Raw genomic sequence first — 26474 nt, forward strand, 5'->3', positions numbered from 1 at the left:
GCTCGTATCCCTGTTGTCATCGCTTCCGGCACCCGGCTCATGCCCGGGCCGCCGACAGATATTCCTGCACCGACCGCAAGCCGCTATCCCGCGCCTCGACCAGGCTTTCCAGATGCTCTCGGCTGTTCACCAGCCCCCGGCCCGCAATGATCCCCTTCCCGTCGATCAGGATCGCGTGGGGAAGCTTGTCCACCGCGTAAGTCCGGCCGAATTCGCTGCTGTTGACGAAAGGCAGATCGCCCAGGCCGTGTTTCATGATCAGCGCCCGCTGCTCTGCCTCCGGCGCATCCCCGGCCAGGATCAGATCCAGCCCTTCGCTCCGCGCGACCTCGCGCGCGGTGGGAATCAGCACTTTGCAGACGGGGCACTGCGCCGACACGAACAGGACCAGACTGCTGCGCCCCGAAGCGGAAGGCCCGCCGATTTCGATGGTCTGCCCGTCCAGCGCCGCCAGCTTCAGCCGGGGGGCCACACTGCCGGGCTCGGGGCCGCGCGTCGCGGTCAAGGCGCCCACCGGCGCCACCCGTTCGTAAAGCACGCCGACCTGCCGGGCCAGAGCCAGGCCGCCCAGCAGGGTTAGGCCAAGGACAATCCACAAGAGGACTTGAGAGATGATCAGGGCTGTCGTCATATCTGGCTCCATGCCGCCGGTGTCCGGTTACGCGGCACGCGCAGCGCGGCCATTTCACCGAAAATCTGAATGATAAGATAAAGCAGAACGCCTGCCGCCGCGCAGTTGGCCAGCGCGAAACCGGTGATCGGCGCCAGCGGCAGCATGACCGGGACCAGCAGCACGCACAGCGTCAGGTTCTGAAGCACCATGCCGTTCGAAATCCCCCGGCGGCTGGAAAGACCGCAGCCGCAATCGATAAAATCGCGGTGGCGCGCGATGTTCACGCGCATGGCAAAGGCAAACAGCAGCAGCAAGGCGATCGCGCCGGGCGCCGCCAGCCGGGGCCAGCCGATCAGACCGCCTGCCAGCACCAGTTCGGCCAGCACCAGCGCCAGCGAAGCAGGCATGACCGCCCGCCCCGGCAGCAGCCGGTAATTGGCAAGGACAGTCCGGAAATTCTCCAGATCGCGAAGTTTGCCCATCGCCCCGGCCAGAAACAGCATCGCCACCAGCACCCGTGCCGTTGCCCCGGCCACGGCAAGAGCGACCGCCATGACCGCCGTCATGGCGCCACCACGAAATGGCTGGGGCCCATGCTCGCGGCACTGGCTTTTTCGCTAAGCGTTGCCGCGTCCCAGATATGGATGGCCCCGCCAGGCTCCGCCAGAAACAGCAAAGGTTCCTTATCCTGGGAAACGGCCACGCTCATCGCCGGCTTGTCCAGCGCGGCGCGGCGCAGCACCTTGTGCGTTGCCACGTCCACTTCCCAAAGCTCTTCACCCGCTTCCTTGTAGGACCAGAATTCGCCCTTGTGCATCAGCACGTAAAGCCGCCCCGTCGCCGCATCGTAAGCGACCGGCTGCTGCCCGCCGGGAAGCCAGTTGACCACCAGCGGCTTCGTTTCCGCGCGCGGCATGTGCGCGCCTTCCTGCAGCGACCAGGGCTGGGCGATCTGCGCGCCGCTGCCGGAGCCCGCCGTCACTTCGTAAACGCGCCCCGAATAGCTCAGGAGATAGCCCTTGCCCGATTTGGCATCGAAAACGCTGTTGTCATAAACGGGGTCTTCCCCCGCATCGAAGAAGGGGGCCGTCTGTGTAACCTCGGCCTTGCCCCCGGCATGGGAAATCACTGCAAGCGATCCGTCTCCGCACACCGAGACCACACCCGTATTGCCCGCCGCGAAGGCCAGCGCACAACCGGGAATTTCCACCGGCGGCAGGACTTTGCGCTTTTCCAGATCGACGACGATGACGCTGGAGGCGGGAGCCATGTCATAGACATAGGCATAGCGCCCATCGGCCGAAATGCTGAACGTGTTCAGCCGGTCCCCCGCCAGCAGCCTGCCCGGCAGGGGAATTTCATGATCCAGCTTCAGCGTCCTGCCGTCATAGACGGTAATCATGTCCTGCCGCGTGCCGCGATTGCCCTTCGACCAGATCGTTTCGGCAACGTAGATGTGCTTCTTGTCCGGCGAAAAGGCGATGTTGGAAAGCTGGGCGATATGCACGCCGCCCAGTTGCTTGCCGGTATCACCATCGATCAGCTGCGCCAGATTTCTGAAACTGAAGTAGGCAAACATCCAGTGCGCCCCGGCAGGCGGCAGCACGGCCACGTCGCTTTCCTCCACTTCCGGCACAGGCGCCGGCGAAGCGCTGCCTCCGGCCCACGCCGGAGCCGCCGAAAACAGCGACAAAACGATGGCCAGACACTTGGCTTTCTTCATCGGCACACCCGCCCCTTGTTCCCGAAGTTCTCGAAGTTCCCGAACCGCTGCGACAGTCATATCATGATCCATTCCCGGCCATCTTGCACCGGCGATCGGCCCGGACAAAGGTGTTGGGACTCCAACCTGCGGTGCCGATAGAACACCAGTCATGCCCCTGCATCCGGCCGGCCCTGCTCCGGCTGGCGCCGGTAAACGGTCTTGCCGCCCACGATCGTGATATCGACGCGGGTATCGAGTATCTCCTCTTCCGGAACCGTCAGCAGGTTGTGATCGAGCACGATCATATCGGCCAGCTTGCCCGGCGTAAGGCTCCCCTTCTTCTTTTCGTCCCAGGTGAGCCAGGCCGCATCCTGCGTATAGGCCCGCAGCGCCGCTATCCGCGAAACCGCCTCGTCCGCGCCATAGACCGTCCCGCTCTGCCCCTTGCGCGTGACCGCCACATAGAAACCGTAGAGCGGCCCGATCGGCAGGTTATCCGAACCGAAAGCGAGATGGACGCCCCAGCGCAGCGGCGTTCCCACCGGATTGATGTGCTGCAGCCGCTCGCCTTCCAACGTCTCGTTGTAGCGCCCTTCCAGGTTGTACAGGAAGTTCGGCTGCACCGCCGCCCAGATCCCGTGGCTGGCCATCAGCGAAAGCGTTTCGGGCGGCGGCAGCATCGTCAGGTGCGCGGTAAACCAGCGGGCATCCTTCTGCGGCTTTTCGGCCAGCGCCTGCGCATAGATGCCAACAAGCCGCTGGATCGCCGCATCGCCGATGGCATGAATGCCCAATTGCCAGCCCAGATCGCGCGCGGTGCGCACCATCGCACGCAACTCATCGGGCGGAGTGGCCGCCCGCCCGCGAAAGCCCGGCATGCCCTTGTAGTCTTGCAGCGTCCAGGCCGTCGGCCCTGTAAAACCGCCGTCCGCGAACAGGCCTTCACCAATCGGCCCCAGCTTGAGCCGGTCATCGCCGTAGCCGGTGTGATAGGGGAAAGCCTTCAGCCGTTCCGCCCCGGGGTAGAAGATGTAAAGCGTGGCCCGCGGCAGGCTTTCGCCCTGTTCGGCGTAGATTTCGCGAAACTGCCGGAACGTGGGCGCCGTGGACGGCCCCTTGCCCCCGGCGATGCCGCCCTTTCCAACCGGCTCGTCATCGATCGTGGTCAGGGCCTCCATCAGGCTGGTGATGCCCAGCGGCAGCAGGGCCTTGAGCCGCGCGACGAAGCTGGGCTTCATCTCTCCGGCGGCGGGGGGCGGAACCAGCTTGCTGTAGAGGTCCGTGCGTTCGCGGATGATACCGTTGGGCTCGCCATTGGCGAAATGCTCGATCACGCCGTGGTCCGGATTGGGCGTGGTCCGGCCGATCCCGGCCAGCCGCATGGCCATGCTGTTGCCGGCAATGCTGTGCGAGCCGGCCCGCGTCAGGGCCACGGGATTGTCCGGCGCCGCTTCGTCGAGATCGGTGCTGACGATATTGCGCTTTTCGGCAAGCTGCGCCTCGTCCCAGCCGTAGCCGGTAATCCACTCCCCCTTGCCCAGTTCGCGGGCCTTGTCCCGCACCAGCTGCTGGATACCGGCAATCGAATGGGCCTTGGAAAGATCGACCGCACGGCGCGGCTGGCCGATGATGTGCACGTGCGTGTCGATAAAGCCGGGCATCAGCATCCGGCCCTTGAGGTCGATCGTTTCCGCCGCGTCATACTGGCTGGCGATGCCGTCTCCGCCGACCGCCACGATCTTGCCATCGCGCACCGCGACCGCGCTGGCACTGGGGCGGTCCGGATCCATCGTCACCACTTGCCCGCCGTAGAGCACCATATCCGCCTTCGCCGCCGCATGGGCTGCGGGCGCGTGCGATAAGACCAGCAGGGCAGCCGCAATCATGGGCTTGCGAAACAACATAGCAGCCTCCCGTATCATTCCGCCGCCGCCAGCACTGCGCCCGGCTTACCCGGCCTGTAAAAGGACAGCGCGAACGTAACCGCCAGCAACACAAGGCTGCTCACCAGTTCCGCGCGCGAAGATGCCTTGAAACCCATCGCCACGAGCACGACTACAATGCCAAGGGCACTGGCGATGCTGCCGTAGGGGTGAAACCACATGCGGATCACGAGCTGGTCCGGATCGTCCCGCTCGGTCTGGGCCCGCATCCGAAGCTGGGCGAGACAGACGAGCAGATAGATGAACAGCATCAGCGCGCCCGAGGCATTGACCAGAAAGCTGAACACCACCTGCGGCGAAATCACCGATGCGGCCAGCGCCAGATAGGCGAACAGGCTGCCGGTCAGAGTGGCACGAACCGGCACATGCCTGTGGTTGAGCGTCACCAGCGCCTTGGGCGCATTGCCCTTTTCCGACAGGACGAACAGTACGCGCGAGGTCACATACATACCCGAATTGAGGCAGGACAGAACGGCGACCAGGATCACGGCGTTCATGATGTCGCCAGCGTGCGGAATATTCATCGAATCCAGCGCCGATGCGAAGGGCGAATGCCCCTCAACCACGCTGGTCCAGGGGATCACGGCAACGATCAGCGCGATCGAAAGCAGATAGAACAGCAGGATGCGCAAAGCCACGGAGCCAGTGATGCGCGCAATCGTGCGCGCGGGCTCATGCGATTCTGCGGCGGCGATCGTTGCGATTTCGGCGCCGGTCAGTGCGAAGATCACCGTTGTCACCCCGGCCAGCACCGCGCCCCAGCCATTGGGTGCGAAACCATCGTGCCCCGTCAGGTTCGCAAAGGCCGGACTGGCAGGCGACGTGACGCCGAAAGCCCACAATCCCGCGATCACGATGAAGCCGACAATAGCCACGACTTTGGCCAGCGAGAACCAGAACTCGAACTCGCCATAGGAGCGCGCAGAGAGCAGATTAACGCCTGTCATCAGCGCCAGAAGCACCATGCCGATCAGCCAGACCGGCGCGGCGATCCACGAGGCCAGAATGACCGCGCCCGCAATCGCCTCGATCGCCACGACAACGACCCAGAAATACCAGTAAAGCCACCCGCAGACGAACCCGGCGCGCTCCCCCAGCCCCTCGCGCACGAGTTCGGTGAACGACCCCGCTCCCGGATGCAGGCTGGCCATTTCGCTCAGCATGCGCATTACCATCAGGATCAACGCGCCTGCCAGGGCATAGCTGACGATGACGGCAGGCCCCACTTGCGCGATGGCCGTGCTGCTGCCCACGAACAGGCCCGCGCCGATGATGCCGCCGATGGCGATCATCGACACATGGCGCGATTCCAGTGAATGGCTGAGCCGATGCTCCTCCGGGTGCCCTGCTTCCAGTTCGACGATCTGCGTCACGCCCCAGCGACTCCTGTTTTCGGCTGCCCGTCTTGATTCAGGTCAAATGACTAAATCAGCACACCCATTCACAAAAGAGCCAAAGTCCCGTTCTGCCGGGTCAAATCCATCCTGCATGGTGTCCTATAGACACCGCGCTCTTATCTCTTTGCCGGAGTACCAACGAATTCCGCCTGCAGACGGGCTTTTCGAACACAGTTCCCGTGGCACTACAGCGCCCTCGGCAGGAGCTGCGCCAGACAGAAACACGAAGGGCGTTCTCGAAGCGATCCCACCAGATCAAGTCATTTGACCAGATATATGCCGTTTGATACCGGGAAGCGATGATCCCTGTCGATCGTTGTGGGAAAGCACGCCGGGACAACACGGCCGTGGCCACACCTTTCGCTTCCTGCCAGGCGGACCTATTCTTCAGCATGATCGAAACCGGCCCATGTCAGAAAGAACGCGATGCGCAGCGCCAACAGTGAGAACAAGCGCAGGACTATCATCGAAGCGGCCATTTCGGTTGTCGCGCGCGAAGGCGTCCATGGGACCACCACGCGCAAAATCGCAGCCGCCGCGCATATCAATCTGGCGACCTTGCACTATCACTTCAAAAACAAGGACGCGGTGCTGCTGAACATGCTCAGCCACATCGTCGAAACGGCACGCAACAGCCTGATGATCGCGCTGGATGCGCAAGAGACGCTGGAACAGCGCATCGCCAGCATGCTGAACATGATCTGGTCCGAAGTCCGCAGAAATCCGGACGAGCAGATCACGCTGTACAACCTGACGCTCTACGCCCTCTCCGCGAAAGGGCAGGACTGGCTCGCGAAGCGCAAGTACGAAAACTACCTGCAGCTCTATCGCGATGGCCTCGCCAATGCCGCCGATGTCGCGAACGGCTCCAACAAGGCCGATATCGACGCGCTGGCCAACTTCATGTTCACATCCAACGTCGGGATCATCCTGCAATGGCTGGCAACGCAGGACGCCGAACGTGCCGGTTCCCAGGTCGCAACGACGATTGCCCTGACACAGGCCATGGCCCGCCAGGCATCTGGCTAAGCGCGGCATATCGAACCGTGCACCGCAACGGCAGCGCACGGTTCGAACGGCAGCCGACTATTCTGCGGCGACCGCTTCGCGCGCTTCGGGCTCGGCGGCCTGCTCACGCTCGGCCAGACGCGCGAACAGGCGCAGAACGCGGATACCGCCCTCGTCGGTCTTGATGATCTTCTCCCGGAAACCGGGGCGGCGATCGCGGGCGACCAGCTCCTCGATATCTTCCAGCGCCACCTTATCCTCGGTAAAGGCGCCGTCGCCCACCACCTGAATCTGGGCGGACAGTTCCGCGTCATCGATCGCATTGTTGCGCGCCATCGCCCAGAGATAATGGGTCGATGTGCGCGTTTCGGGCGTCATGATGTGGATGATATGCTGAACGTCGCGCTTGGGCGGATCGGAGGAATCAACCGTCACCTGCATACCCTGATGCATGCCCGGCATCTGCACCAGATGATGCGCCTCGCGGTTGAACGGCCCCTTCATACCCGCGGCTTCGACGATGGCAGGCGGCATATCCACATCGTCATGGGTTTCGCTCTGGCGGATGACATCGCCCTCCTCCTCGATTTTCGCAGGGGCGGCGGCATGTTCGGGGCGGGCGATATTCCACTTGCCGTGCAGGAACGGAAAGTGGGTAAGGTCCATCAGGTTTTCGTGAAGTCCCAGATAGTTGGCCTTCATGTACATCTGGCCCTTTACATAAGCCCATTCGGGCGAGGTGCACCATTCCTGACGGACCAGCCGCGAATAATCGGGCTTGGCCGGATCGCCCATCCAGATCCACAGCAACGGACCGTCCTCTTCCAGCGGATAAGTATCGAGCCGGATCGCGCGCGGCGCCGCATTGAGTGCGGGCACATGCGCGCAGGAACCATCGGCGTTGAACTCCATACCGTGATAGCCGCACACCAGCCGGTCGCCCTTCACAGTGCCGGTATGGAGCGGAAACGAGCGGTGCGGGCAGCGGTTCTGCGCCGCCACCGGAGTGCCATCTTCCTTGCGGTAGAACACGATATCTTCCTCTAGGATCGTGCGCCTCATGGGCTCGCGCGTGATCTCGTCCGAGAACGCCGCGACATACCAGTAATTGCGCAGCAGCGGGGTATCGCGATCCGCCACTCCTATCGACTTGCTGCCTATCTTCGGCGCATTGGCTGTTTGCTGCATGATCCTTACTCCTCTCGACGCTGATTGGTTTTCTGCCGGTTTCGAGACGTTCAAAACTCCTGAGACAATGTGATTCCGTAGGTTCGCGGGGCGGCGAAAGCGGCGGCGTCCTTGAACTGGTCCGCCTGCAGGAAAGTGTAGTACCGCTCGTTGGTGAGGTTCTTCACCCAGAGGCGGGCGCCCAGCCCCGTGTCGAACTGGTAGCCGATCGACCCGTTGAAAAGGTCATAGCTGGGCTGCCGCAGGCGGTTCTCGGGATCGGCGAAATAGCCCGAGTTGTGATAGTAGTTGGCGGCCAGGGTCACATCACCCTCCCCCAGCCGGAACGTATAGCTGGGGGCTATACTAAATGTGAGCTTCGGGGACCGCTGCGTCCTGTTTCCTGCCAGATCGCCCGGCGCCACGCTGTTACCGAATGGAAAGACCGGGAGCGGGGTATAGACGGGGCCATCCGGGAATGTCTTGTACTTGGTATCCAGCACGCCCAGCCCGCCGGAAATCCGCAAGCCCCGGTAGGGTTTGGCCACGAAGTCGAGGTCTATGCCCTTGATCTCGGCCGCGGCGGCGTTGATCTGGATGATCGAAGTGGTACTGCTGACGCTGACCGCCAGATCCTTGTAGTCGTAATAGAAGGCGGCGATGTTGAACGTCAGGTCTCCGTTCAGCATCTGGGTCTTCAGGCCCGCCTCATAGGCATCGAGCACTTCCGGGCGGACGGCTGCCACGGTATCAATCGTGCCCGGTTCCGGCAGGTTGTAACCGCCGCTCTTGAAACCACGGCTGTAGGACACATAGCCCAGCACATCCGGCGTAAACTTGTGATCCAGGATCGCGCGGTAGGTCAGCTTGTCGAAGCTGTCCTTCACCTTGTACTGCGTGCCGGGGACAACGAAAGCGGGGATCAGGCTGTTGCCGACATATGTCCCCTCGTTCTTCATGTGGAAGTTGTCGCTCGTATAGCGGATGCCCAGCGTCAGGTTGGTTGCAGGAAGGATCTCATAGGTTCCTTCCGCAAAGCCCGAATAGGAATCGAGCTTTTGCGTATCGCGGAACGCAAGCCTGCTCGCGGGATCGGCCAGCGCGGGATCGAAAGTGGGATCGATCATCAGCCGAGGATCGACGATCGTGCCGATCAGGGCACCCGGCGCGTACTGGCTGTCGGAATGGAAGTAGAAGGCACCCACCACCCATTTGAAGGCACCGCCGGTATTCGAAACCAGCCGCAATTCCTGTGAAAACGTCTTGATCGGCGACGTCAGATCCAGAGTGAGCAGCGGCGCGGCACCGGCATCCTGATCGATGCGCGTCTTCATTTTGGAAAAACGGTAAGCACTGATGCTCACGATATCCGCGAAGGCGGTTTCGTGCTCGATCTTCAGGCTGACGCCGCCTTGCCGGATCTTCGTGAAATCCTGCCCGTCGATATAGGTGTTGAAGGCCCCGGCGAAGGGCGTGCCCCCGGCCCCAATGGAACCGGGCACGACCGTCACGTTTTCACCGATGTCCGAGCGCTGCTCCGAATAGTCGGCAGACAGCAGCGCCGTCGTGCGTTCGCCAAGGTTGAACAGCAGCTTGCCCCGGACATTCCAGTCCCAGCCCTTTTGCGTTTCCGCACCCGTTGTCAGCGAATGCCCGAAACCGTCGAACTGCTTGCGCCCGGATGCAGCCACGTTGAACGCCACATCTTCACCCAGCGCCGTGCTGAAATAGGCGCTGCCCTCAGCGCTGTCATAGTTCCCGTAACCGGCCGATATGTTTCCTTCGGTCTCAAAAGACGGTTTGCGGGTCTGGATCTGGATGACACCGCCGGTTGCATTCCGGCCGAACAGCGTGCCCTGCGGACCTTTGAGCACCTGCACGCTGTCGATGTTGTTCAGCGACAGCAGGTTCGCATTGGGAGAGGAAATATAGACATCATCGACATAGATCGCGACCGGGGATTCCACCCCGGCCCCGGCAAACGACGTGCCCACCCCGCGCAGGAACGGGATCGCCGCGAAGCCGCCCGAGCGGCTGAAATCCAGGCTGGGCGTGGCGGTGACAAGCGATTCCGAATTGTCGATGCCGATGGCCGCGGCCTGCTTTGCCGAAATGGCCGAAACCGCGATCGGGACATCCTGCAGCAACTCCGACCGGCGCCGCGCCGTAACCACAATCGCATCGCTATCGACGGTTGGATCCTCCGGTCCGCTGCTGTTTGCGGCGGGTGCCGGCAGGGCATCCGCAGCCTCATCATTTCGGGCAAGTGCCGGGCCCGAAAATGCCCCCAAGCCGAGCACAACTGTTGCCAGGGCGGTGCCGCCCCAAAAGCTCTTTTTCATACCTCTCCCTTTTCTTATTTTTCTGGCCGCTATTTTTTCGCGCGATGGCGCTGCAATTGCTTCTCAGCCAGCCTTGCGGATTGGGTTATGTCATGCTGATCCAGCCCTTCCTGTTTCAGGCGCGCCCGGTCCGGAAAATGGACAGCGCTGTGCGGCTTCAGCCGCTTTTCCTCTCACAGACCTTCCGTCTGCACTCCGCTTCGGAATCCGAAAGCCTTCTTGCCTGCCTTCAGAAAACACTGCGGTATAGAAGTATTGTTTACAGGAGAACGCGGCCGATTGTAATACAAAAATTATCCCGGAAACCGCAATTCAGTATCACTGAAACATGAAAGGGCAGCACATGCCGCGTGGCCTGAATGGACGCGCATTCCCGCCCACGCCACGCTGGCTGCGGCGTGCCAGCGGCGAACGAACGGCCCGCGTGTTCACTGCGGACTTACCGGGGAAGCGGGGGCTCCCGGCCAGTCAGACTTGATGGCTGCGCTGCATCCGGCCGCCACACACAACTTTGACGGCAGCAGGAAGCAGTAACAGCCTCCCGCACCTGCCCCTCTATCTGCGCGTCAGACGATGCCGGCGCCCAGCCCTACGGCCTTGCGCTCCTGCGCCTTGCGGTCGCGCCAGCGGCTTTCGCGGTAGACGCCCAGCGCATCGATCGCGCCGCCCGCTTCCAGCCGCGCCTTGGCGAGGATGGGAGAGACATCGACATTATAAGCCCTGCGCAGGGCCTGATAGGCCATCATCGTGTCGTTGGCTTCCTGCGCCAGATGCAGCGCCTCGCGGTCCACCAGCAGCGCCTTGGCGAAGCACTGGCCGATCGCTTCGGCCGAGGAGATCATTGATTCGATCGGATCGGTCACATTGTGCGACTGGTCGATCATGTAGCTGGGATTGAAGCCGTCTCGCGGGTTCAGCTCGGCCTCCACCAGTTCGTTGAACACCAGAAAAAGCTGGTGCGGGTTGATCGAGCCGGAATCGAGATCGTCGTCGCCGTACTTGCTGTCGTTGAAGTGGAACCCGCCCAGCTTGCCGAAGCGGTGCAGGCGCGCCACGATCTGTTCGATGTTCACGTTCGGCGCATGATGGCCGAGATCGACCAGGCACTTGGCCTTGGGGCCCAGCTCCTGCGCAGCGAGGATCGAGGAGCCCCAGTCGCTGATGACGGTGGAGTAGAACGCGGGCTCGAACATCTTGTGTTCCAGCAGCATGCGCCAGTCGCCCGGCAGCGCGGCATAGACCTGTGCAGCGGCCTCCAGATAGCGGTCGAGGCTGCGGGCAAGATCCTGCTGACCGGGGAAATTGGTGCCGTCCCCGACCCACACGGTGAGATCGGTGGAGCCGAGCTGGCGGCCGATCTCGATACATTCGATATTGTGTTCCACCGCCTGCTGGCGCGTCGCCGCCACGGTCGAGGAAAGCGAGCCGGTGGCATAGGTCTGCGCCTGCCCCGGCTGGTCCTGGAAGGTGTTGGAATTCACCGCATCGAAGCCGAGCCCAAGGCTGGCGGCCTCTTCACGCAGCGCCTTGTAATCGCTGACCTTGTCCCACGGGAAATGCGGGCTGACGCGCGGCGTCAGACACGAAAGCTGGTTGATGACGGCGCAGTCTTCCAGCTTTTCGTGGATGTTGGTCGGCTCCCCGGCGATGGGGAACTTGGCGAAACGCGTGCCGCCCCGGCCCGCCCCCCAGGTGGGGATGGCGACCGAGAAACCGGCCACGCGGTCCTTCACCGCATCGATACCGATACCCGCACGCTCCAGCTTGCGGCCCAGCGATGCGTAATCGTCTTCCAGTGCGTCGAGTTCGCGCGCGTTGGCTTCCGCGATCAGCTCGGCGGAAATGGGAAGATTGCTCATGATATTATCCTCTCCCTGAAACTCAGCGCGTGAAGGCCTGGGCATTGCCCGCATCGACATTGACCATGTTGCCGGTCGACTTGGCCGACATGTCGCTGGCGAGGAAGTACACCGCCTCGGCAATGTCGGACGGCAGCACGTCGCGCTTGAGCATCGAACGGTTGCGGTAGTGTTCTTCCAGCTCGGCGCCGGAATCGATCCCGTAGGCACCCGCGCGTTCCTTGCGCCAGTCGCCGTCCCAGATGCGGCTGCCCTTGATCACGGCGTCCGGGTTCACGGTGTTGACGCGGATGCCGTAGGGCGCGCCTTCCAGCGCGAGGCAGCGGGCGAGATGGTTCGCGGCGGCCTTGGCCGAAGCATAGGCGCTGGCATTGGTGGCCGCGGCCACGGCGTTCTTCGAACCGATGAAGACCACGCTGGAGCCGCCCTGTTCCTTCATCCGCTTCAGCAGCGGCCAGGCGGAGCGGCTGGTGAGGAAGTAGCCCTGCGCCAGCACATCATAGTTGCGGTCCCACAGTTCGACCGTGGTTTCCTCAATCGGGGCCGAAGAGGCGATACCGGCATTGGCGACGAGAATATCAAGACCGCCGAATTCGCGCGCGCAGGCGGCGAAGGCTTCGGCCACTTGCGCTTCATCGGTCACGTCACAGACGACCGAGCGCACCACGTCCTTGCCGAACTGTTTGGCGAACCCGTCCCGCACTTCATCAACCGCATCGGCAGCGCGGTCCGCCAGCATGACGCAGGCGCCGTCCGCCATCAGCCGCGCAGCCGTGGCCGCACCGATGCCGCCAGCGCCGCCGGTGACCAGCGCGATGCGGCCAGCGAGCGGCTTGGGCGCGGGCATCCGCTGCAGCTTGGCTTCCTCCAGCAGCCAGTATTCGATGTCGAAGGCTTCCTGCTCGTCAAGCGCGATGTAGTCGCCGATCGCCTCGGCGCCGCGCATCACATTGATGGCGTTGCCATAGAACTCGCCGGCAAGGCGCGCGGTGGTCTTGTCGGTCGCGAAAGTGATACGGCCGACGCCCGGCACCAGCACCACGACCGGGTTGGCATCGCGCATCGCGGGCGAGTTCGCCCGCTTGCAGCGTTCGTAGTACGCGGCATAGAGATCGCGGTAATCGGCGATCTTCTGCGCCAGATAGGCATCGTCTTCCAGCTTCGCGGGATCGAGCGTAAGCGGCGCGATCTTGGTGCGCAGGAAGTGATCGGGGCATGACGTGCCGAGCGCGGCAAGCCGTTCGAATTCCGCCGAATTGACGAATTCGAGCGCTTCGGCATCGTCCGAATAGTGGCCGACCTTACGCCGCGCGCCAGTCATAAGACCACGCAGACGCGGCATAAGGCCGGCAGCAATAGCGGCACGGTCGGAGGAGATGACAGTGACCGCACCGCCGAACGCCGGTTTCCCGGCGAGCTTAGAATTCAGGTAATTCGCGGCATCGGCGATCAGGCCGATGGTGTGTTCGTAGCAGGCCTTGGCGCTGTCCGCCCAGCAGATGATGCCATGCCCGGCCAGCATCACGCCTTCGACATGCGGATTGGCCTTCACATAATCACGAAGCTGCACGCCCAGCGTGTAGCCCGGGCGTTTCCACGGCAGCCAGCCGATCTTGCCGCCCCAGATTTCCTGCGTGGCCGCCTCGCCGCCCGAAGAGGCCGCCAGCGCAATGATCGCATCGGGATGGACGTGATCGACATGCGCGAAAGGCAGCAGCGAGTGCAGCGGCGTATCGATGGAGGCCGCACGCGCATTGAGGTTGAACGTGCAGTGCGGAAGATAGCCGACCATCTTATCGTCATCGTCCGGCCCGGCGTAGTGCTTTTCCAGCCCCAGCAGCTTGTCCTGATAGAGCGTGGCGAAACCGTCGAGCTTCATCGAGCCGATATCGCCGCCCGAGCCCTTGACCCACAGCACTTCGGTTTCCTCGCCCGTCAGCGGATCGGTTTCGCTCAGCTTGGCCGAGGTGTTGCCGCCGCCGAAATTGGTGACCGTCAGGTCCGATCCCAGCAGGTTGGAGCGGTACAGGAGCAGTTCGGCGGGCGAGAGCTTGGCCGCTACGGCTTCGTCCCAACGGCTTGCAGGCACGGCAAAAGGGATCGCGGCGGCGGAGATCTGGGCTTGGACGTTCATTGCATCCTCTGGTTACGAATCGTGCTGTCCGGCCTCGTTGCGCCGGGCTCGCGTTCATGCTTGGTTATTCTGATAACCTTTTTACTGGAAATGATCAATCGGGATTGATATTGATCGTTTCGATTACAGATTCATAACCGTGGAGGGGGCGCTTGCAACAAAGCGCATACGTGGTCGTCGATATCGGCAAGACCCTTAGCAAGGTCACGCTCTGGTCTGCCGGCGGGCATCTTCTCGACCGCCAGACCCGGGCCAATGAAGTGCATGTTGTCGATGGCGTCCAGCGGCTGGACGCCGAAGGCATTGGGCAATGGCTGCCCAAAGCGCTCAGCGCCTATCGCGAGTACCCGGTCGAAACGATCATTCCGGTGGCCCATGGCGCGGGTGTCGTCGCGTTGGGCGAAGACGGGATGCTCTTCGCCCCGTTCGACTACGAACAGGCGATCCCCGACGAGGTGATGAGTGCCTATCGCGCGGAACGCGATCCCTTTTCGCTCACCGGCTCCCCGGCGCTGCCGGACGGGCTCAACATGGGCAGCCAGGTCTACTGGATGGAGCATCTCTATCCTGAGGCCATGGCATCGGCCACTCTGGTGCCCTGGGCGCAATACTGGGCCTGGGTGCTGTGCGGGGCGGCCCGCAGCGAAGCCACCAGCCTGGGATGCCACACGGACTTGTGGATGCCGGAACTGGCGCAGTTCTCCCCCATGGCCAAGCGGCTGGGATGGGCGGAGCGCTTCGCCCCGCTGGCAAAAGCGAGCGATGCCATCGGCAAGCTGCGGCCCGAAATCGCGGCGGCAACGGGCCTTCCCGCCACCGCGCAGGTTCTGGCGGGCATTCACGATTCCAATGCCGCCCTGCTCGCCGCGCGCGGCTTTCCGGAGATCGCGCGGCGCGAAGCGACTATCCTATCGACCGGCACCTGGTTCATCGCCATGCGGCTGGCCAGCGAAGTCCTCTCGGTCTCCAAACTGCCCGAGGACCGCGACACGCTGGTCAATGTCGATGCCTATGGCTGGCCGGTGCCCTCCGCCCGGTTCATGGGCGGGCGCGAGATCGAGACGGTAATCCAGCTCGACACGCGCCGGGTGGACATCAAGCCCGATCAGCCCAAGCTGATGGAAGCCGTTCCTGCCCTGCTGGAGCGCGGGACAATGATGATGCCCACCCTTACCCCCGGCTTCGGCCCCTACCCCGATGGCAGGGCCTGCTGGCTCAACGCGCCGGTCGAATGGGCGGGCACCTGGTACGCCCGGCGTGCCGCGATCTGCCTCTATGCCGCACTCGTCGCCGACACCTCTCTGGACCTCATCGGTTCGAAGGAGCGGCTGCTGGTGGAAGGGCGCTTTGCCGAAGCCGAAGTCTTCGTGCGCGCATTGGCTGCGCTGCGGCCCGAAACCGAAGTCTATGTCGCCAATGCGCACAACGACGTGTCGTTCGGTGCGCTGCGCCTGCTCAACCCGCTGCTCAAGGCCAGCGGCGGGCTGAGGCTGGTTGAACCGCTCGAAGGCGATCTGCAAAGCTACCGCGCCAAATGGCGTGACGCCGTCTCGAAAGTCCCCGCATGATCGTTGCTTCCGTTCCCGATTTCCGCGAGGCCGCCCGCCGCCGCCTGCCGCGCTTCCTGTTCGAATATATCGACGGCGGCTCCTATGCCGAGGCGACGCTGCGCCGCAACGTGGACGATCTGTCTCGTCTTGCGCTGCGCCAGCGGGTACTGCGCGACGTTTCAAAGCTGGACCTTTCGACCGAACTCTTCGGCCAGAAACTGAGCCTGCCCGTCGCCCTCGCGCCCATCGGTCTGGCAGGGCTCAATGCACGGCGCGGTGAGTGTCAGGCGGTGCGCGCGGCAGAAAAAGCGGGCGTGCCTTTCACCCTTTCCACCGTGGGCGCCTGCCCAATCGGCGAAGTGGCAGGCGCTGCCAGCAAGCCGTTCTGGTTCCAGCTCTACATGATCCGCGACCGCGCCTTCATGCGGGACCTGCTGGCGCAGGCCATGGAAGCAAACTGTTCGGCGCTGGTCTTCACGGTGGACATGCCGGTGCCCGGCAGCCGCTATCGCGATTATCACACCGGGCTGGCCGGATCGGGCGGGCTCCAGGGCGCGCTGTGGCGGGTGGCGCAGGCCATGGTCCGCCCCGGCTGGGCCTGGGACGTGGGCCTGTGGGGCCGCCCGCACACGCTGGGCAATGTCGCCCCGGTGCTGAACGGCAATACCGGCATCGAGGATTTCTTCGCCTGGATGCGGAACAACTTCGATCCTTCCATCAACTGGCGCGATCTCGATTTCATCCGCGCCGAATGGAAAGGCCCGCTGATCATCAAGGGCATTCTCGATCCCGAGGATGCGAAGGAAGCCGCCGAGTTGGGCGCGGACGGCATTGTCGTTTCCAACCACGGCGGCCGCCAGCTCGACGGCGTGCTCTCCAGCACGCGCGCCCTGCCCCCGATCGCCGAAGCCGTGGGGGACCGGCTGACGGTTCTGGCCGATGGCGGCATTCGTTCGGGCCTCGATGTCGTGCGGATGCTGGCGCTGGGCGCCAAGGGCGTTCTGCTCGGCCGCGCCTGGGCCTGGGCGCTCGCGGCCGGGGGCGAGGCCGGAATCACCAAACTACTACAACTGATCGAAGCGGAAATGCGCGTGGCCATGGCCCTGACCGGCACCACGAAAATCGCCGAGATCGATAAGACAATACTTGCGGGAGACTGAAATGGCCACGGCTGCTGGCGAACATCTGGATTCTGGCGACAACTGGCGCAACACGATCCTCGCCGGGCTCGCTAATTATATCGATGCGGGCTCGATCGTTTCGGGCGCCGCCGCGCTGGCGCTATGGCAGGAAAGCTATCACCTTTCCAACGACACCATCGGCCTGATCGGCGCCTTCGGCCCCAACGCCATCGGCGCGGGCGTCGGTGCGCTGCTGGGCGGCTGGCTGTGCGACAAGCTGGGCCGCAAGAAGATCTATCAGTGGGATATGCTGATCTATGCGTTCGGCATGAGCATGCTGGTCTTCGCGGTGGCGCCGTGGATGATCGTTACCGGCTTCCTGATCGTCGGCCTTGCCGTCGGTGCGGACATTCCGGCAAGCTGGTCGCTCATTGCCGAGCAGGCGCCGGATAATCGCCGGGGCAAACACTCGGGTGTGGCGCAAGTGCTGTGGTATCTGGGCCCTGTGGTCGTGCTGCTGCTCAGCCTCGCGCTGACCTCGCTGGGCGAACTGGGCGCGCGGATCGTCTTCGCGCATCTCGTGGTGATTGCGCTGGGGCTGACCCTGCTGCGTTCGCGCATGGCGGAATCGAAGCGCTGGGTGGAATCGCAGAAGTCCGACGCGCCCACTCACGGCATTTCGACGCTGCTCAAACCCAAGTACCTGACCTCGATCCTCGGCCTTGTCGGCATGTACGGGTTCTGGAACCTGTGGGCAGGCACCAATGGGTTCTTCTTCCCCTACATCCTGCGCACGATGGGCGCGGCGAGCCAGGCGCAGAGCGTGGCCATTCAGGCATTTTCGTTCTTCATCGGGATGGTCTCGATCTACTTCGTGTTCATGAAGCTTTCGGACAAGGTAAACCAGCGCACGCTGTTCATCGTGTCCGCCATAATCCAGGTGATCGGCATGGCGCTGCTGGCAGTGTTCCCGCTGACCATTCCGATCGCCCTGCTCTACGTCTTCCTGCTGCAGTTCGGCGGCGGCTTCGGCGCGCAGAGTTTTTTCCAGCTCTGGAGTGCGGAACAGTTCCCGACGGCGGTGCGCGCAACCGCACAGGGCTTGTGCTTTGCCGTGGTGCGTATCACACTGGGCGTATTCAGCTTCTTTGTGCCGATGCTCACGGCAACAGGCTTTACGAACCTTGCCTGGATACTTACCGGCTTCCTCGTTGTCAGCGGCCTGATCGGTGCGATCTGGGCCCCGCGCAACGAAGGCAAGTCGCTTGAGCAACTGGAGGCTGAGCGGCACGCAAGCTGATACGGACGGACACAGGCCAATGCACGCGGAAGAACGGGAAAAACTGATCCTGGACGCCATGGTGGCCAGTGGCTTCATCACCTATCGCGATCTGGAGGCGAGGCTCGATGCCTCGCCCGCAACGATCCGTCGTGATCTGACCCGGCTCGAAGCGGCAGGACGCATTGTGCGCGTGCATGGCGGCGCCAAGCTGGTGCCGCAGGAGAGTCCCGAAACCGGTCCGCTGCATCTGGCCGGGACCCCGTTCGATCAGGCGATCACCCAGAACCTCGCCGCCAAGCAGGCCATCGGCCGGGTGGCCGCGACCCTTTGCGAGCCGGGCGAAGGCATCATGGTGGACGGCGGCTCCACCACGCTGCAGATGTGCCCGCATCTGGAAGGGATGGACCTTCAGGTCCTCACCAATTCACTGCACATCGTGAATGCCCTGCTGGCCCAGCCCGGTACGCGCGTGCTCGTCCCCTCGGGCAGCGTCTTTCGCGAACAGAACATCATCCTGGCTCCGGCGGGCGAGGATTCGATGCCCCGCTTCCATGCACCCAAGCTGTTCATGGGCGCCGCCGCCGTGGGGCCGCAGGGCGTCATGCAGGCCGATGTCGTGCTCGTTGCCGCGGAACGGCGGCTGATCGACCGCGCCGAGCAGGTAATCCTGATGGTCGACAGTTCGAAGTTCCATTCCTCGTCGGGCGCCATCGTCTGCGGCCTTGATGAAGTGGACATCGTCATCACCGACGAAGGCGTGGCCCCCGCCATGCGCGAAAATCTGGAAAAGGCCGGGGTCAAGGTGCTGATTGCCCGGTAAAGCGGCGAAGCTCCGCTTGACTTAATTATCAAGATAAGTATCTGTCGAAGCCAAGGTACCCGGGATTACCGGGCCGTCCACAGGGGAGGCTCTCGACATGAATGCGCGATATTTACTGGTTCTATTGGCAAGCACCGCACCGGTAGTCCCCGCCTGCGCCCAGACGGCTCCGCAAGCCGGAGACACCGCGACGGAAACCGCTTCGGCAGAAGACATCATCGTCACCGGCTCGCGCGTGGTCAAAAACGGCGATGATTCTCCCACGCCCGTCACTGTCATCAGCACGGAGCAGCTTGTCACCGCTTCGCCCGCGAACATTCCAGAGGCGCTGAACAAGCTGCCGATCTTCAGCGGCGTCAACGGCCAAAGCCTTGCTTTCGGCCCGGCCAACGGCAACATTTCGGGTAACTACCTCAACTTGCGCGAATTCGGCGCCGTGCGCACGCTGGTGCTCCTGAACGGCAAGCGCGTTCCGCCGACGACTTCCGACGGCCTCGCCGACACCAACCTGCTGCCGCAGATGCTGGTCAAGCGCGTCGATGTCGTCACCGGCGGAGCATCGGCCGTCTATGGATCCGATGCCATCACCGGCGTGGTGAACTTCGTGCTCGACAACACGTTCGAAGGCGTGAAGGTTCAGGCCTCCAACGGCATTTCCCAGCGCGGCGACTTCCGCCAGACCCGCCTTGGCGCGGCATTCGGCACCTCGCTGTTTTCGGACCGCGCCCACCTGATCGGCAGCTTCGAGTATTTCGATAATCCGGGCCTGCTCGACACCGATGCGCGCAAGAACACACGCGATGTCTATTTCTCCACGGGCACCGGCACGGCTGACAATCCCTATGTGATCAGCAAGAATGTGCGCTGGGCCGGTTTCACGTCCCCCAACGGCAACATTCTTGGCGTCGCGGGCCCCGATCCGGCGGGGCTGACCGGTCAGGTCTTTCAGCCCGGCGGCAGCGTGCGCCCGTTCAACCATGGAACGCCCACCGGCACGCCGGGGTATGAATCGGGCGGAGACGGCTTCTACTTCCGCAAGTCCTCGGTCGTGGCTTCGCTGCGCACGAAGCAGGGCTTCCTGAAGTTCGATTACGACGTGACGCCCGGTATCCAGTTCTACGCGCAGGGCACCTATTCCGAGGCGCGCAACCTGGGCACTTCGTTCCCGTTCACGATGTTCCCGACCTTCATCGCCGCCGACAACGCCTTTCTCGCTCCAGAGGTCAGCGGAACGCTGCAGAATTCAGGCGCCGCAGGCCTGATCTTCGCGAAATCCTCGGAAGACTTCACCGGCACGCAGACGCTGACCAAGGCCCGCAACTACTCCGCCATGGCCGGTTTGAAGGGTGATCTCGGCACCCGCTTCCAGTTCGACATCAGCTATACGCACGCCAATTCCCGGCAGGACGTGACCAACGTCAACAATATCAGCACCACGAAGCTCGCCGCCGCGCTCGACGCCGTGTCCAGCAACGGGCAGATCGTCTGCCGCGTCACCGTGACGAACCCCGGCCTCTATCCGGGCTGCGTGCCGCTCGATCCGTTCGGCCGCGGCTCGGAATCCGCCGCCGCGCACGACTATGTGACGGAAGACACAGCGTTCCGGCTGACCAACACGCTGGACGATATCACCGGCGCCATCACCGGCTCGCCCTTCGACACCTGGGCCGGTCCGGTCAATGTGGCGATCAGCGGAGAATACCGCCGCGCCACGCTGAAGAATGTCAGCACCAACCAGCCCTCTTCCGCGCCGGACTGCACCGGGCTCAACCCCATCGCCTGCGGCGCGGCGCCGTTCTTCGTGCAGAACTATATCTTCAGCACCGTCTCCGACGTGCCGAAGGTTTCGCAGACGGTCACGGAAGGCGCGATCGAGGTGGACATTCCGCTTCTCTCGGACACGGTTCTGGCCAAGTCGCTGAACTTCAACGGCGCCTATCGCTTTGCCCACTACGATACCGTCGGCAACGCCCGCACCTGGAAGCTGGGCTTCACCTGGCAGCCGGTCAACGACCTGACCATTCGCGCAACGCGCTCGCGTGACTTCCGCGCGCCGACGCTGATTGACCTGTTCTCGCCAAGCAACACCTCGATTTCGGGCTTCGCGGATCTTCTGACCAATACCAATCCGACCATCCCCGCCACGACCACATCGAACCCGGATCTCAAACCGGAAGTCTCCAACGCCCTGACCATCGGTGCGGTATACAAGCCGTCGTTCATTCCCGGCTTCTCGCTGGCCATCGACTACTACTCGTTCAAACTGAAGAACGTGATCACCTCGGTCACACCGGTCGATGCCACCGTTCAGCGGGAATGCATCGCCAGCGGCGGCTCCTCGCCGCTGTGCGACCTGATCGTTCGCCCGGGCCCGATCACCGACACATCGGCAGCCAACACGCCCACGGCCTACTTCGTGCGTCCGATGAACCGCGGCACGCGTGAGACCGAAGGCGTCGATTTTGAAGCGAACTACCGGACCCAGCTCGGCGCGGGCTCTCTCTCGCTTCGCGGCCTGCTGTCCTACCAGCCCAAGTTCAAGAACAACGGGGTGGAAGTCGCAGGCGCGATCGATGGCCTGTTCCAGGGCGCGATCCAACTGCCGAAGTATCGCTTCACTGGCTTCATCAACTATACGATTGACGATTTCTCGATCGACATCGTGCAGCGCTGGCGTTCCTCGGTGCGGCGCTCGGCCGACCGTAGCCTGGTCTATGCCGACGGCAAGGTGGCGTCGGTTGCCTACACCGACCTTACGCTGACCTTCCGTCCGGAATTCGCCCGGAAGTCGGAGCTGTTCCTGTCGGTCCAGAACCTGTTCGACAAGCAGGCTCCGCTCTACAGGCCGGACAACCAGTCGCTGCCCGGCTGGGGCGGCGCGCCGATCCTGTACCGCGACGACGAGATCGGGCGGTACTTCACCTTCGGCGTCAGAACCCAGTTCTGATGCCCATTCCGGCGGCGCCTCGATTGAAAGGCCCGCCGGTTCCCATTCGGGTGTGCGGCAAGAAAACAGATGGGACAGGACCATGGCAACCGATCCACGCTTGATTGAAGCCTCCCGCCGCGCGGGGGCGAGAATGGCAGACCGCAACACCCCGTTCGTGTTCGACTGCTGGTACGCCGCCGGTTTCTCGCACGAATTCGGGCGCGATCTGTTTGCCCGCACGATCCTGGGCAAGCCACTGGTATTCTACCGGACACAGGACGGCGCGCCGGTGGCGCTTTCGGACCGCTGCGTACACCGCTCGTTCCCGCTCAGCCACAGCACGCTGGACGGCGACACTATCGTCTGCGGATACCATGGCCTGCGCTTCGATCCCGAAGGCGCCTGCATCGAAGTGCCCGCACAGCAGGGGCCCTGCCCCGCCGGTATCGGCGTGCGGTCCTATGCGCTGCGCGAACAGGGGCCGCTGGTCTGGATCTGGATGGGCGATGGGGAACCGGATGCGGACCTGCCCGCAGGCGAGTGGATCGGCGATCCGCAATGGCCCGCCAGCCAGCAGTACTATCATCTGCCCGCGAGCTACGTTGCCCTGCACGAAAACCTGCTGGACCTGACGCACCTCTCGTTCCTTCATGCCGGAACCTTCGGCACGCCCGATTTTGCCTGCGCGCCTTACGATCTGGAGCTGGACGAGGAGCGTGGCAACTTCAAGCTCATCCGAACCGTTAAGCCAACCCGGCTGCCCCCGGTCTGGGCCGAACCGCTGAAGCTGACGGGTGTCGACGCCGTGCGGCAGACGACATCGGAATTCGCCGCCCCCTCTGCCCATCTCGTACATGGACACTTCTACGCCTTGTCGGATGAAGCCTTTCCGCCCGATACGCGGATCATCACCGCCCATCTGCCAACTCCCGAAACGGCTACGACAACGCACTACTTCATTCATCACGGGCGCAATTTCGCGGTCGAGGACGATACCGTCACGGATTTCATGCAACAGCAGCTCGCTGCCGCCTTTGTGGAAGACATCGAGGGTCTGACGGCACTCGAAAAGCTGGCCAGTGCGATACCGCAGGACGATCAGTTCGAAATTTCCCTGGCCTCGGACCGGGCAGGCGTTGCCATGCGCCGATGGCTGCTCAAGGCAGCAACCGCCTGACAATGCGCGATTTGAAAGGAAACGCCATGCCCATGCAGACTACCCGCCGCGAGATCATTCGGGCAGGGTGCACCCTGGGCGCGGCGCTTCCGTTTCTGCAGGCCGATGCCGTTCTGGCGGACAGCGTGAGCGACGCCTACATACTCGGCAGCGTGAATCCGGAGCTTCGCCCGGCCGCGGCCAAGCTGCTGGCGGACAACGCCTATCCGCCTTTGACCGCCGATAATCTGGCCTATGCCCGCAGCCTGCCCCCGCCGCCGCTCGACGGCCTGAAAGTACCCGTTCAAAAGCGTGTCATTGCAGGCGCGAAGGGGCAGCCCGAGGTTATCATCTACGTGGTCAATCCGCGGCCCGCCGGCAGCAAGCGCCCGGCCCTGCTCCACACCCACGGCGGCGGATATATCCTGGGTACCGCCAGCGGCGCGATCCGGGATCTGCAGGATATCTGTCTGGCGCTGGACTGCCCTGCCGTCACCGTCGAGTACCGGCTGGCGCCCGAGACGACTTATGCCGGATCCATCGAAGACAATTACGCCGGTCTCAAATGGCTGCACGATCACGCAGAGGAACTTGGCGCCGATCCCGCGCGGATCGCCGTGATCGGCGAAAGCGCGGGCGGCGGCCATGCAGCGCTGCTGGCGATCACCGCGCGCGACCGGGGCGAAGTGCCGCTTGCCTTCCAGTGCCTGATCTACCCGATGCTGGATGACCGCACCGGCACGAGCCGCAAGCTGCCCCACGAAATGGACCGGCTGATCTGGACCGCGAAGAGCAATCACTTCGGCTGGAAATCATTCCTCGGCATGGAACCGGGCGGCCCCGATGTTCCCGCCGCCGGTGTGCCCGCCCGGGTCAGCGATCTTCAAGGCCTGCCCCCCGCCTTCATCGGGGTGGGCTCCATCGATCTGTTCATGAATGAAGACGTGGATTACGCCCGGCGCCTGATCGCGGCTGGTGTGCCCACAGAGCTGCTGGTCGTGCCCGGCGCATTCCATGGGTTCGATACGCTGGCTCCGCAAACGCATCTATCCCGCCAGTTCCGCGCCGCCGAAATCGATGCGCTGCGGACAGGCCTCGGCCTGGGCGCCCCGAGCTCTCCACGGGAGTGAAGAGGGTCCGGGGGGCGCGGGCGTAAACCTGCGCCCCCCGGATTTCCTGACCTCCGAATAGGCGCTTCCTCAGTCCTTCCAGGTCCGCGCTGGAATGCGCACCGTCACGGTCTTGCCGAGATCCTCGGCATTCTGGCCCAGAGCAAAACCATAAGTTCCCCCGGCCACGGTCCAGCCACTGCCATTCCAGTCGGCCAGGATGCGCGGATCGATGGTTACGGAAACGGTCTTGCTCTCGCCCGGCGCCAGTTCGACGCGCTCGAAGCCCGCAAGGCGCTGCTTCGCCTCGCCGTTGCGGCTGACCAGATAGAGCTGGCCGACCGTCGCGCCCTTGCGCTGGCCCTCGTTCTTCACGGTGAAGCTGGCGCTGTAGCCCCTCATCTTCAGCCCGGACGAGGAGAAGCTGGTGTAGGACAGGCCATAGCCGAACGGGAACAGCGGCTTTTCGCCCTTGCGGGCGAACCAGCGATAGCCGACGTCCGATCCCTCGATGTTGTAGTCGGTGGTGATCGGCGGCGCATCGCCGATCGGCTTGCCGACAAAGCCGGGCTCCACCGTATCGAAACCGTCGATCTTCGGACGCGGTAGCTGCTCCACGCTCTTGGGGAAGGTGACAGGCAGGCGGCCCGAAGGATTGGTGTCCCCAAACAGCACCGACGCAATCGCCTCGGCCCCGCGCACGCCTGGATACCAGGCTTCCAGCACGGCGGCCGTCTGGTCAAGCCAGGGCATGTCCACGGGATTGCCGGTTTCCAGCACGACCACGGTTTTCGGATTGGCCTTGGCCACGGCAGCAATCAGGGCGTCCTGCCCGTTCGGCAGCGACAAGCCGGGCCGGTCGAACCCTTCGGTGGACCAGCTCGTGGCGAATACGATCACCATGTCGGCCCGCTTGGCCTGCGCCACCGCCTCACTGATGTAGGCGCCGTTGCGATAGGTCACGCTGGCCTGCGGCGCGGCCTTGCGGATCGCATCGAGCGGCGGGTTGCCCTGATACTGCTGCATCAGGAAATTGGCGAAAGGATCGTCGTTGCGCACCATCGGCACTTCCGCGACCGGGCCGCCCTGGGCATGGACCTGGCTCGATCCGCCGCCCGAAAGCACGCCAATATTGGCGTTACCGCCCACCACGAGAATGCGCTGGGCCGTGCGTGCCAGCGGCAGCACATTGCCTTCGTTGCGCAACAGCACGATGCCCTGCTTCGCCACGTCCTCCGCCACACCGGCATGGGCGGAAAAGTCGATCTTGCCGCCGGGCTCCGCCGGATGGGTATCGACACCGTTCGCGAACATCGCCGTGAGCACACGCTTGTTGATGTCGTCCACACGCGCGGCATAGGCCGGGTCCTTTGCGGCGGCTTCCGCCAGCGGCTTGCCGAAGAACTGCGCGGGATCGAGCTGCGAGCCGGACTGCTGGTCCAGCCCGTTGAGCGCCGCATCGAGCGCGGGCACCGCGCCCCAGTCCGACATCACGAAGCCCTTGTAACCCCAATCGTGCTTGAGCACCTTGTTGAGCAGATAATCGCTCGAACAGGCATGGTGGCCCAGCACCTTGTTGTAAGCGCACATGACCGATCCGGGCTGGCCGATCTCTATGCCGATCTGGAACGCCAGCAGGTCGCTCTCCCGCGCCGCCGCATCAGAAATCTGCACATCGACATACTGGCGCGCGGTTTCCTGCCCGTTGAGCGCGAGATGCTTGATGGTCGAGATGATGTGGTTCGACTGGATACCCCGGATCGCATTGCCCACCAGCACGCCGGTCAGCAGCGGATCTTCGGAGAGGTATTCGAACGTGCGCCCGTTGCGCGGATCGCGCGTCAGGTTGGCACCGCCTGCCAACAGGACGTTGAATCCCTTCGCCCGCGCTTCGGAACCGATCATCGCCCCGCCCTCGCGCAGCAGTTCGGGGTTCCAGCTCGCGGCCATGGCCAACCCCGAAGGCAGAGCCGTGGCGCCATCCTTGCGCTTGCCGTCGACCCAGGCCACGCCGAGGCTGGCATCGGTTTCCCGCAAGGCCGGGATGTTCAGACGGGGAATGCCGCTGACATAACCCGCAGCGGGGATGGCATCATCCGGAACCGGGATCGGATCGGCACCGAACGGCGTGGGCATGATGCCAATGGTCAGCGTCGTCTTCTCATCAGGCTGCATCTGCTTCACGACGGCTTCGGCACGCTTTTCCGCAGCATCCAGATTCTTTTCCAGCGCCGGATCAGCCTTGGCCCAAACCGGCGAGGCAACCAGCGCGGTCAGAGCCGTGGCCGCCCACAGTGCGCCGTTCTTGCGAATGTGCATGATACTTCCCCTTCACAGCG

18 protein-coding genes are annotated in these 26474 nt (G+C 63.5%); 8 read left to right on the forward strand and 10 right to left on the reverse strand.

Going from position 1 to position 26474, the window contains the following annotated elements:
- Window positions 1-37: 37 nt before the first annotated feature.
- From MTR66_RS03260 to MTR66_RS03280, 5 genes are all read right to left on the reverse strand, one after another.
- Entirely contained in the window at window positions 38-631 is a 594-nt protein-coding gene (locus MTR66_RS03260; protein WP_243917860.1) for a thioredoxin domain-containing protein, read from the reverse strand.
- Window positions 628-1179: a MauE/DoxX family redox-associated membrane protein gene (locus MTR66_RS03265; protein ID WP_243917862.1), complete on the reverse strand. Its 552-nt coding sequence runs from the start codon at window positions 1177-1179 to the stop codon at window positions 628-630. The genes MTR66_RS03260 and MTR66_RS03265 overlap by 4 nt, the downstream gene beginning before the upstream one ends.
- Window positions 1176-2336 carry an amine dehydrogenase large subunit gene (locus tag MTR66_RS03270; protein WP_243917864.1) on the reverse strand — a complete coding sequence of 387 codons (1161 nt, stop codon included), beginning with the start codon at window positions 2334-2336 and terminating at the stop codon, window positions 1176-1178. Before MTR66_RS03270 ends, MTR66_RS03265 begins: the two co-directional genes overlap by 4 nt.
- Window positions 2337-2485: 149 nt before the next feature.
- On the reverse strand, window positions 2486-4204 hold the full coding sequence (locus MTR66_RS03275; RefSeq protein ID WP_243917866.1) for an amidohydrolase: 1719 nt from the start codon (window positions 4202-4204) through the stop codon (window positions 2486-2488).
- Window positions 4205-4236: 32 nt separating this feature from the next.
- Window positions 4237-5634 (reverse strand): amino acid permease, encoded by a 1398-nt coding sequence (locus MTR66_RS03280; RefSeq protein ID WP_243917868.1) that lies wholly within the window; start codon window positions 5632-5634, stop codon window positions 4237-4239.
- A 450-nt stretch (window positions 5635-6084) separates the two neighbouring features.
- On the opposite strand from MTR66_RS03280, the gene MTR66_RS03285 reads away from it, so the two are divergent.
- Entirely contained in the window at window positions 6085-6687 is a 603-nt protein-coding gene (locus MTR66_RS03285) for a TetR/AcrR family transcriptional regulator (RefSeq protein WP_243917870.1), read from the forward strand.
- 57 nt (window positions 6688-6744) lie between these two features.
- Here the strand turns inward: MTR66_RS03285 and MTR66_RS03290 are convergent, their stop codons facing one another.
- The 4 genes from MTR66_RS03290 to MTR66_RS03305 form a co-directional block, all read right to left on the reverse strand.
- Window positions 6745-7854 (reverse strand): aromatic ring-hydroxylating dioxygenase subunit alpha, encoded by a 1110-nt coding sequence (locus MTR66_RS03290; RefSeq protein WP_243917872.1) that lies wholly within the window; start codon window positions 7852-7854, stop codon window positions 6745-6747.
- 50 nt (window positions 7855-7904) lie between these two features.
- Window positions 7905-9980, reverse strand: coding sequence for a TonB-dependent receptor (locus MTR66_RS03295; RefSeq protein ID WP_243917874.1), 2076 nt, complete (start codon window positions 9978-9980; stop codon window positions 7905-7907).
- 761 nt (window positions 9981-10741) lie between these two features.
- A complete protein-coding gene (locus MTR66_RS03300; RefSeq protein ID WP_243917876.1) occupies window positions 10742-12034 on the reverse strand; it encodes a TIM barrel protein in 1293 nt (430 codons plus the stop codon).
- Between the two features lie 22 nt (window positions 12035-12056).
- On the reverse strand, window positions 12057-14168 hold the full coding sequence (locus MTR66_RS03305; RefSeq protein ID WP_243917878.1) for a bifunctional rhamnulose-1-phosphate aldolase/short-chain dehydrogenase: 2112 nt from the start codon (window positions 14166-14168) through the stop codon (window positions 12057-12059).
- Between the two features lie 152 nt (window positions 14169-14320).
- On the opposite strand from MTR66_RS03305, the gene MTR66_RS03310 reads away from it, so the two are divergent.
- The 7 genes from MTR66_RS03310 (at window position 14321) to MTR66_RS03340 (ending at window position 24156) form a co-directional block, all read left to right on the forward strand.
- On the forward strand, window positions 14321-15736 hold the full coding sequence (locus MTR66_RS03310) for an FGGY-family carbohydrate kinase (protein WP_243917880.1): 1416 nt from the start codon (window positions 14321-14323) through the stop codon (window positions 15734-15736).
- The gene (lldD, locus tag MTR66_RS03315; protein WP_243917882.1) at window positions 15733-16878 is read left to right on the forward strand and encodes an FMN-dependent L-lactate dehydrogenase LldD; all 1146 of its coding nucleotides are present in this window, start codon (window positions 15733-15735) and stop codon (window positions 16876-16878) included. The genes MTR66_RS03310 and lldD overlap by 4 nt, the downstream gene beginning before the upstream one ends.
- Window position 16879: 1 nt before the next feature.
- A complete protein-coding gene (locus MTR66_RS03320) occupies window positions 16880-18139 on the forward strand; it encodes an MFS transporter (protein WP_243917884.1) in 1260 nt (419 codons plus the stop codon).
- A 19-nt stretch (window positions 18140-18158) separates the two neighbouring features.
- Window positions 18159-18941 (forward strand): DeoR/GlpR family DNA-binding transcription regulator, encoded by a 783-nt coding sequence (locus tag MTR66_RS03325; protein WP_243917887.1) that lies wholly within the window; start codon window positions 18159-18161, stop codon window positions 18939-18941.
- Window positions 18942-19038: 97 nt separating this feature from the next.
- Entirely contained in the window at window positions 19039-21888 is a 2850-nt protein-coding gene (locus tag MTR66_RS03330; protein ID WP_243917888.1) for a TonB-dependent receptor plug domain-containing protein, read from the forward strand.
- A gap of 133 nt (window positions 21889-22021) precedes the next feature.
- Window positions 22022-23047 (forward strand): aromatic ring-hydroxylating dioxygenase subunit alpha, encoded by a 1026-nt coding sequence (locus MTR66_RS03335; RefSeq protein WP_243917890.1) that lies wholly within the window; start codon window positions 22022-22024, stop codon window positions 23045-23047.
- A gap of 26 nt (window positions 23048-23073) precedes the next feature.
- Window positions 23074-24156 carry an alpha/beta hydrolase gene (locus MTR66_RS03340; RefSeq protein WP_243917892.1) on the forward strand — a complete coding sequence of 361 codons (1083 nt, stop codon included), beginning with the start codon at window positions 23074-23076 and terminating at the stop codon, window positions 24154-24156.
- Window positions 24157-24225: 69 nt separating this feature from the next.
- On the opposite strand, the gene MTR66_RS03345 is transcribed toward MTR66_RS03340, so the two are convergent.
- Complete coding sequence (locus MTR66_RS03345) at window positions 24226-26454, reverse strand: glycoside hydrolase family 3 C-terminal domain-containing protein (protein ID WP_243917894.1); 2229 nt, start codon at window positions 26452-26454, stop codon at window positions 24226-24228.
- Window positions 26455-26474 lie beyond the last annotated feature (20 nt).

Source organism: Novosphingobium beihaiense (genome assembly GCF_022832375.1).
GTDB lineage: Bacteria > Pseudomonadota > Alphaproteobacteria > Sphingomonadales > Sphingomonadaceae > Novosphingobium > Novosphingobium beihaiensis.

Bases quoted from the DNA above. Each gene is read 5' to 3' on its own strand.
- MTR66_RS03270 (WP_243917864.1), bottom strand. From the start codon at position 2,336: ATGAAGAAAGCCAAGTGTCTGGCCATCGTTTTGTCGCTGTTTTCGGCG.
- MTR66_RS03300 (WP_243917876.1), bottom strand. From the start codon at position 12,034: ATGAGCAATCTTCCCATTTCCGCCGAGCTGATCGCGGAAGCCAACGCG.
- MTR66_RS03285 (WP_243917870.1), top strand. From the start codon at position 6,085: ATGCGCAGCGCCAACAGTGAGAACAAGCGCAGGACTATCATCGAAGCG.
- MTR66_RS03330 (WP_243917888.1), top strand. From the start codon at position 19,039: ATGAATGCGCGATATTTACTGGTTCTATTGGCAAGCACCGCACCGGTA.
- MTR66_RS03305 (WP_243917878.1), bottom strand. From the start codon at position 14,168: ATGAACGTCCAAGCCCAGATCTCCGCCGCCGCGATCCCTTTTGCCGTG.
- MTR66_RS03335 (WP_243917890.1), top strand. From the start codon at position 22,022: ATGGCAGACCGCAACACCCCGTTCGTGTTCGACTGCTGGTACGCCGCC.
- MTR66_RS03320 (WP_243917884.1), top strand. From the start codon at position 16,880: ATGGCCACGGCTGCTGGCGAACATCTGGATTCTGGCGACAACTGGCGC.
- MTR66_RS03325 (WP_243917887.1), top strand. From the start codon at position 18,159: ATGCACGCGGAAGAACGGGAAAAACTGATCCTGGACGCCATGGTGGCC.
- MTR66_RS03290 (WP_243917872.1), bottom strand. From the start codon at position 7,854: ATGCAGCAAACAGCCAATGCGCCGAAGATAGGCAGCAAGTCGATAGGA.
- MTR66_RS03260 (WP_243917860.1), bottom strand. From the start codon at position 631: ATGACGACAGCCCTGATCATCTCTCAAGTCCTCTTGTGGATTGTCCTT.
- MTR66_RS03275 (WP_243917866.1), bottom strand. From the start codon at position 4,204: ATGATTGCGGCTGCCCTGCTGGTCTTATCGCACGCGCCCGCAGCCCAT.
- MTR66_RS03340 (WP_243917892.1), top strand. From the start codon at position 23,074: ATGCCCATGCAGACTACCCGCCGCGAGATCATTCGGGCAGGGTGCACC.
- lldD (WP_243917882.1), top strand. From the start codon at position 15,733: ATGATCGTTGCTTCCGTTCCCGATTTCCGCGAGGCCGCCCGCCGCCGC.
- MTR66_RS03345 (WP_243917894.1), bottom strand. From the start codon at position 26,454: ATGCACATTCGCAAGAACGGCGCACTGTGGGCGGCCACGGCTCTGACC.
- MTR66_RS03265 (WP_243917862.1), bottom strand. From the start codon at position 1,179: ATGACGGCGGTCATGGCGGTCGCTCTTGCCGTGGCCGGGGCAACGGCA.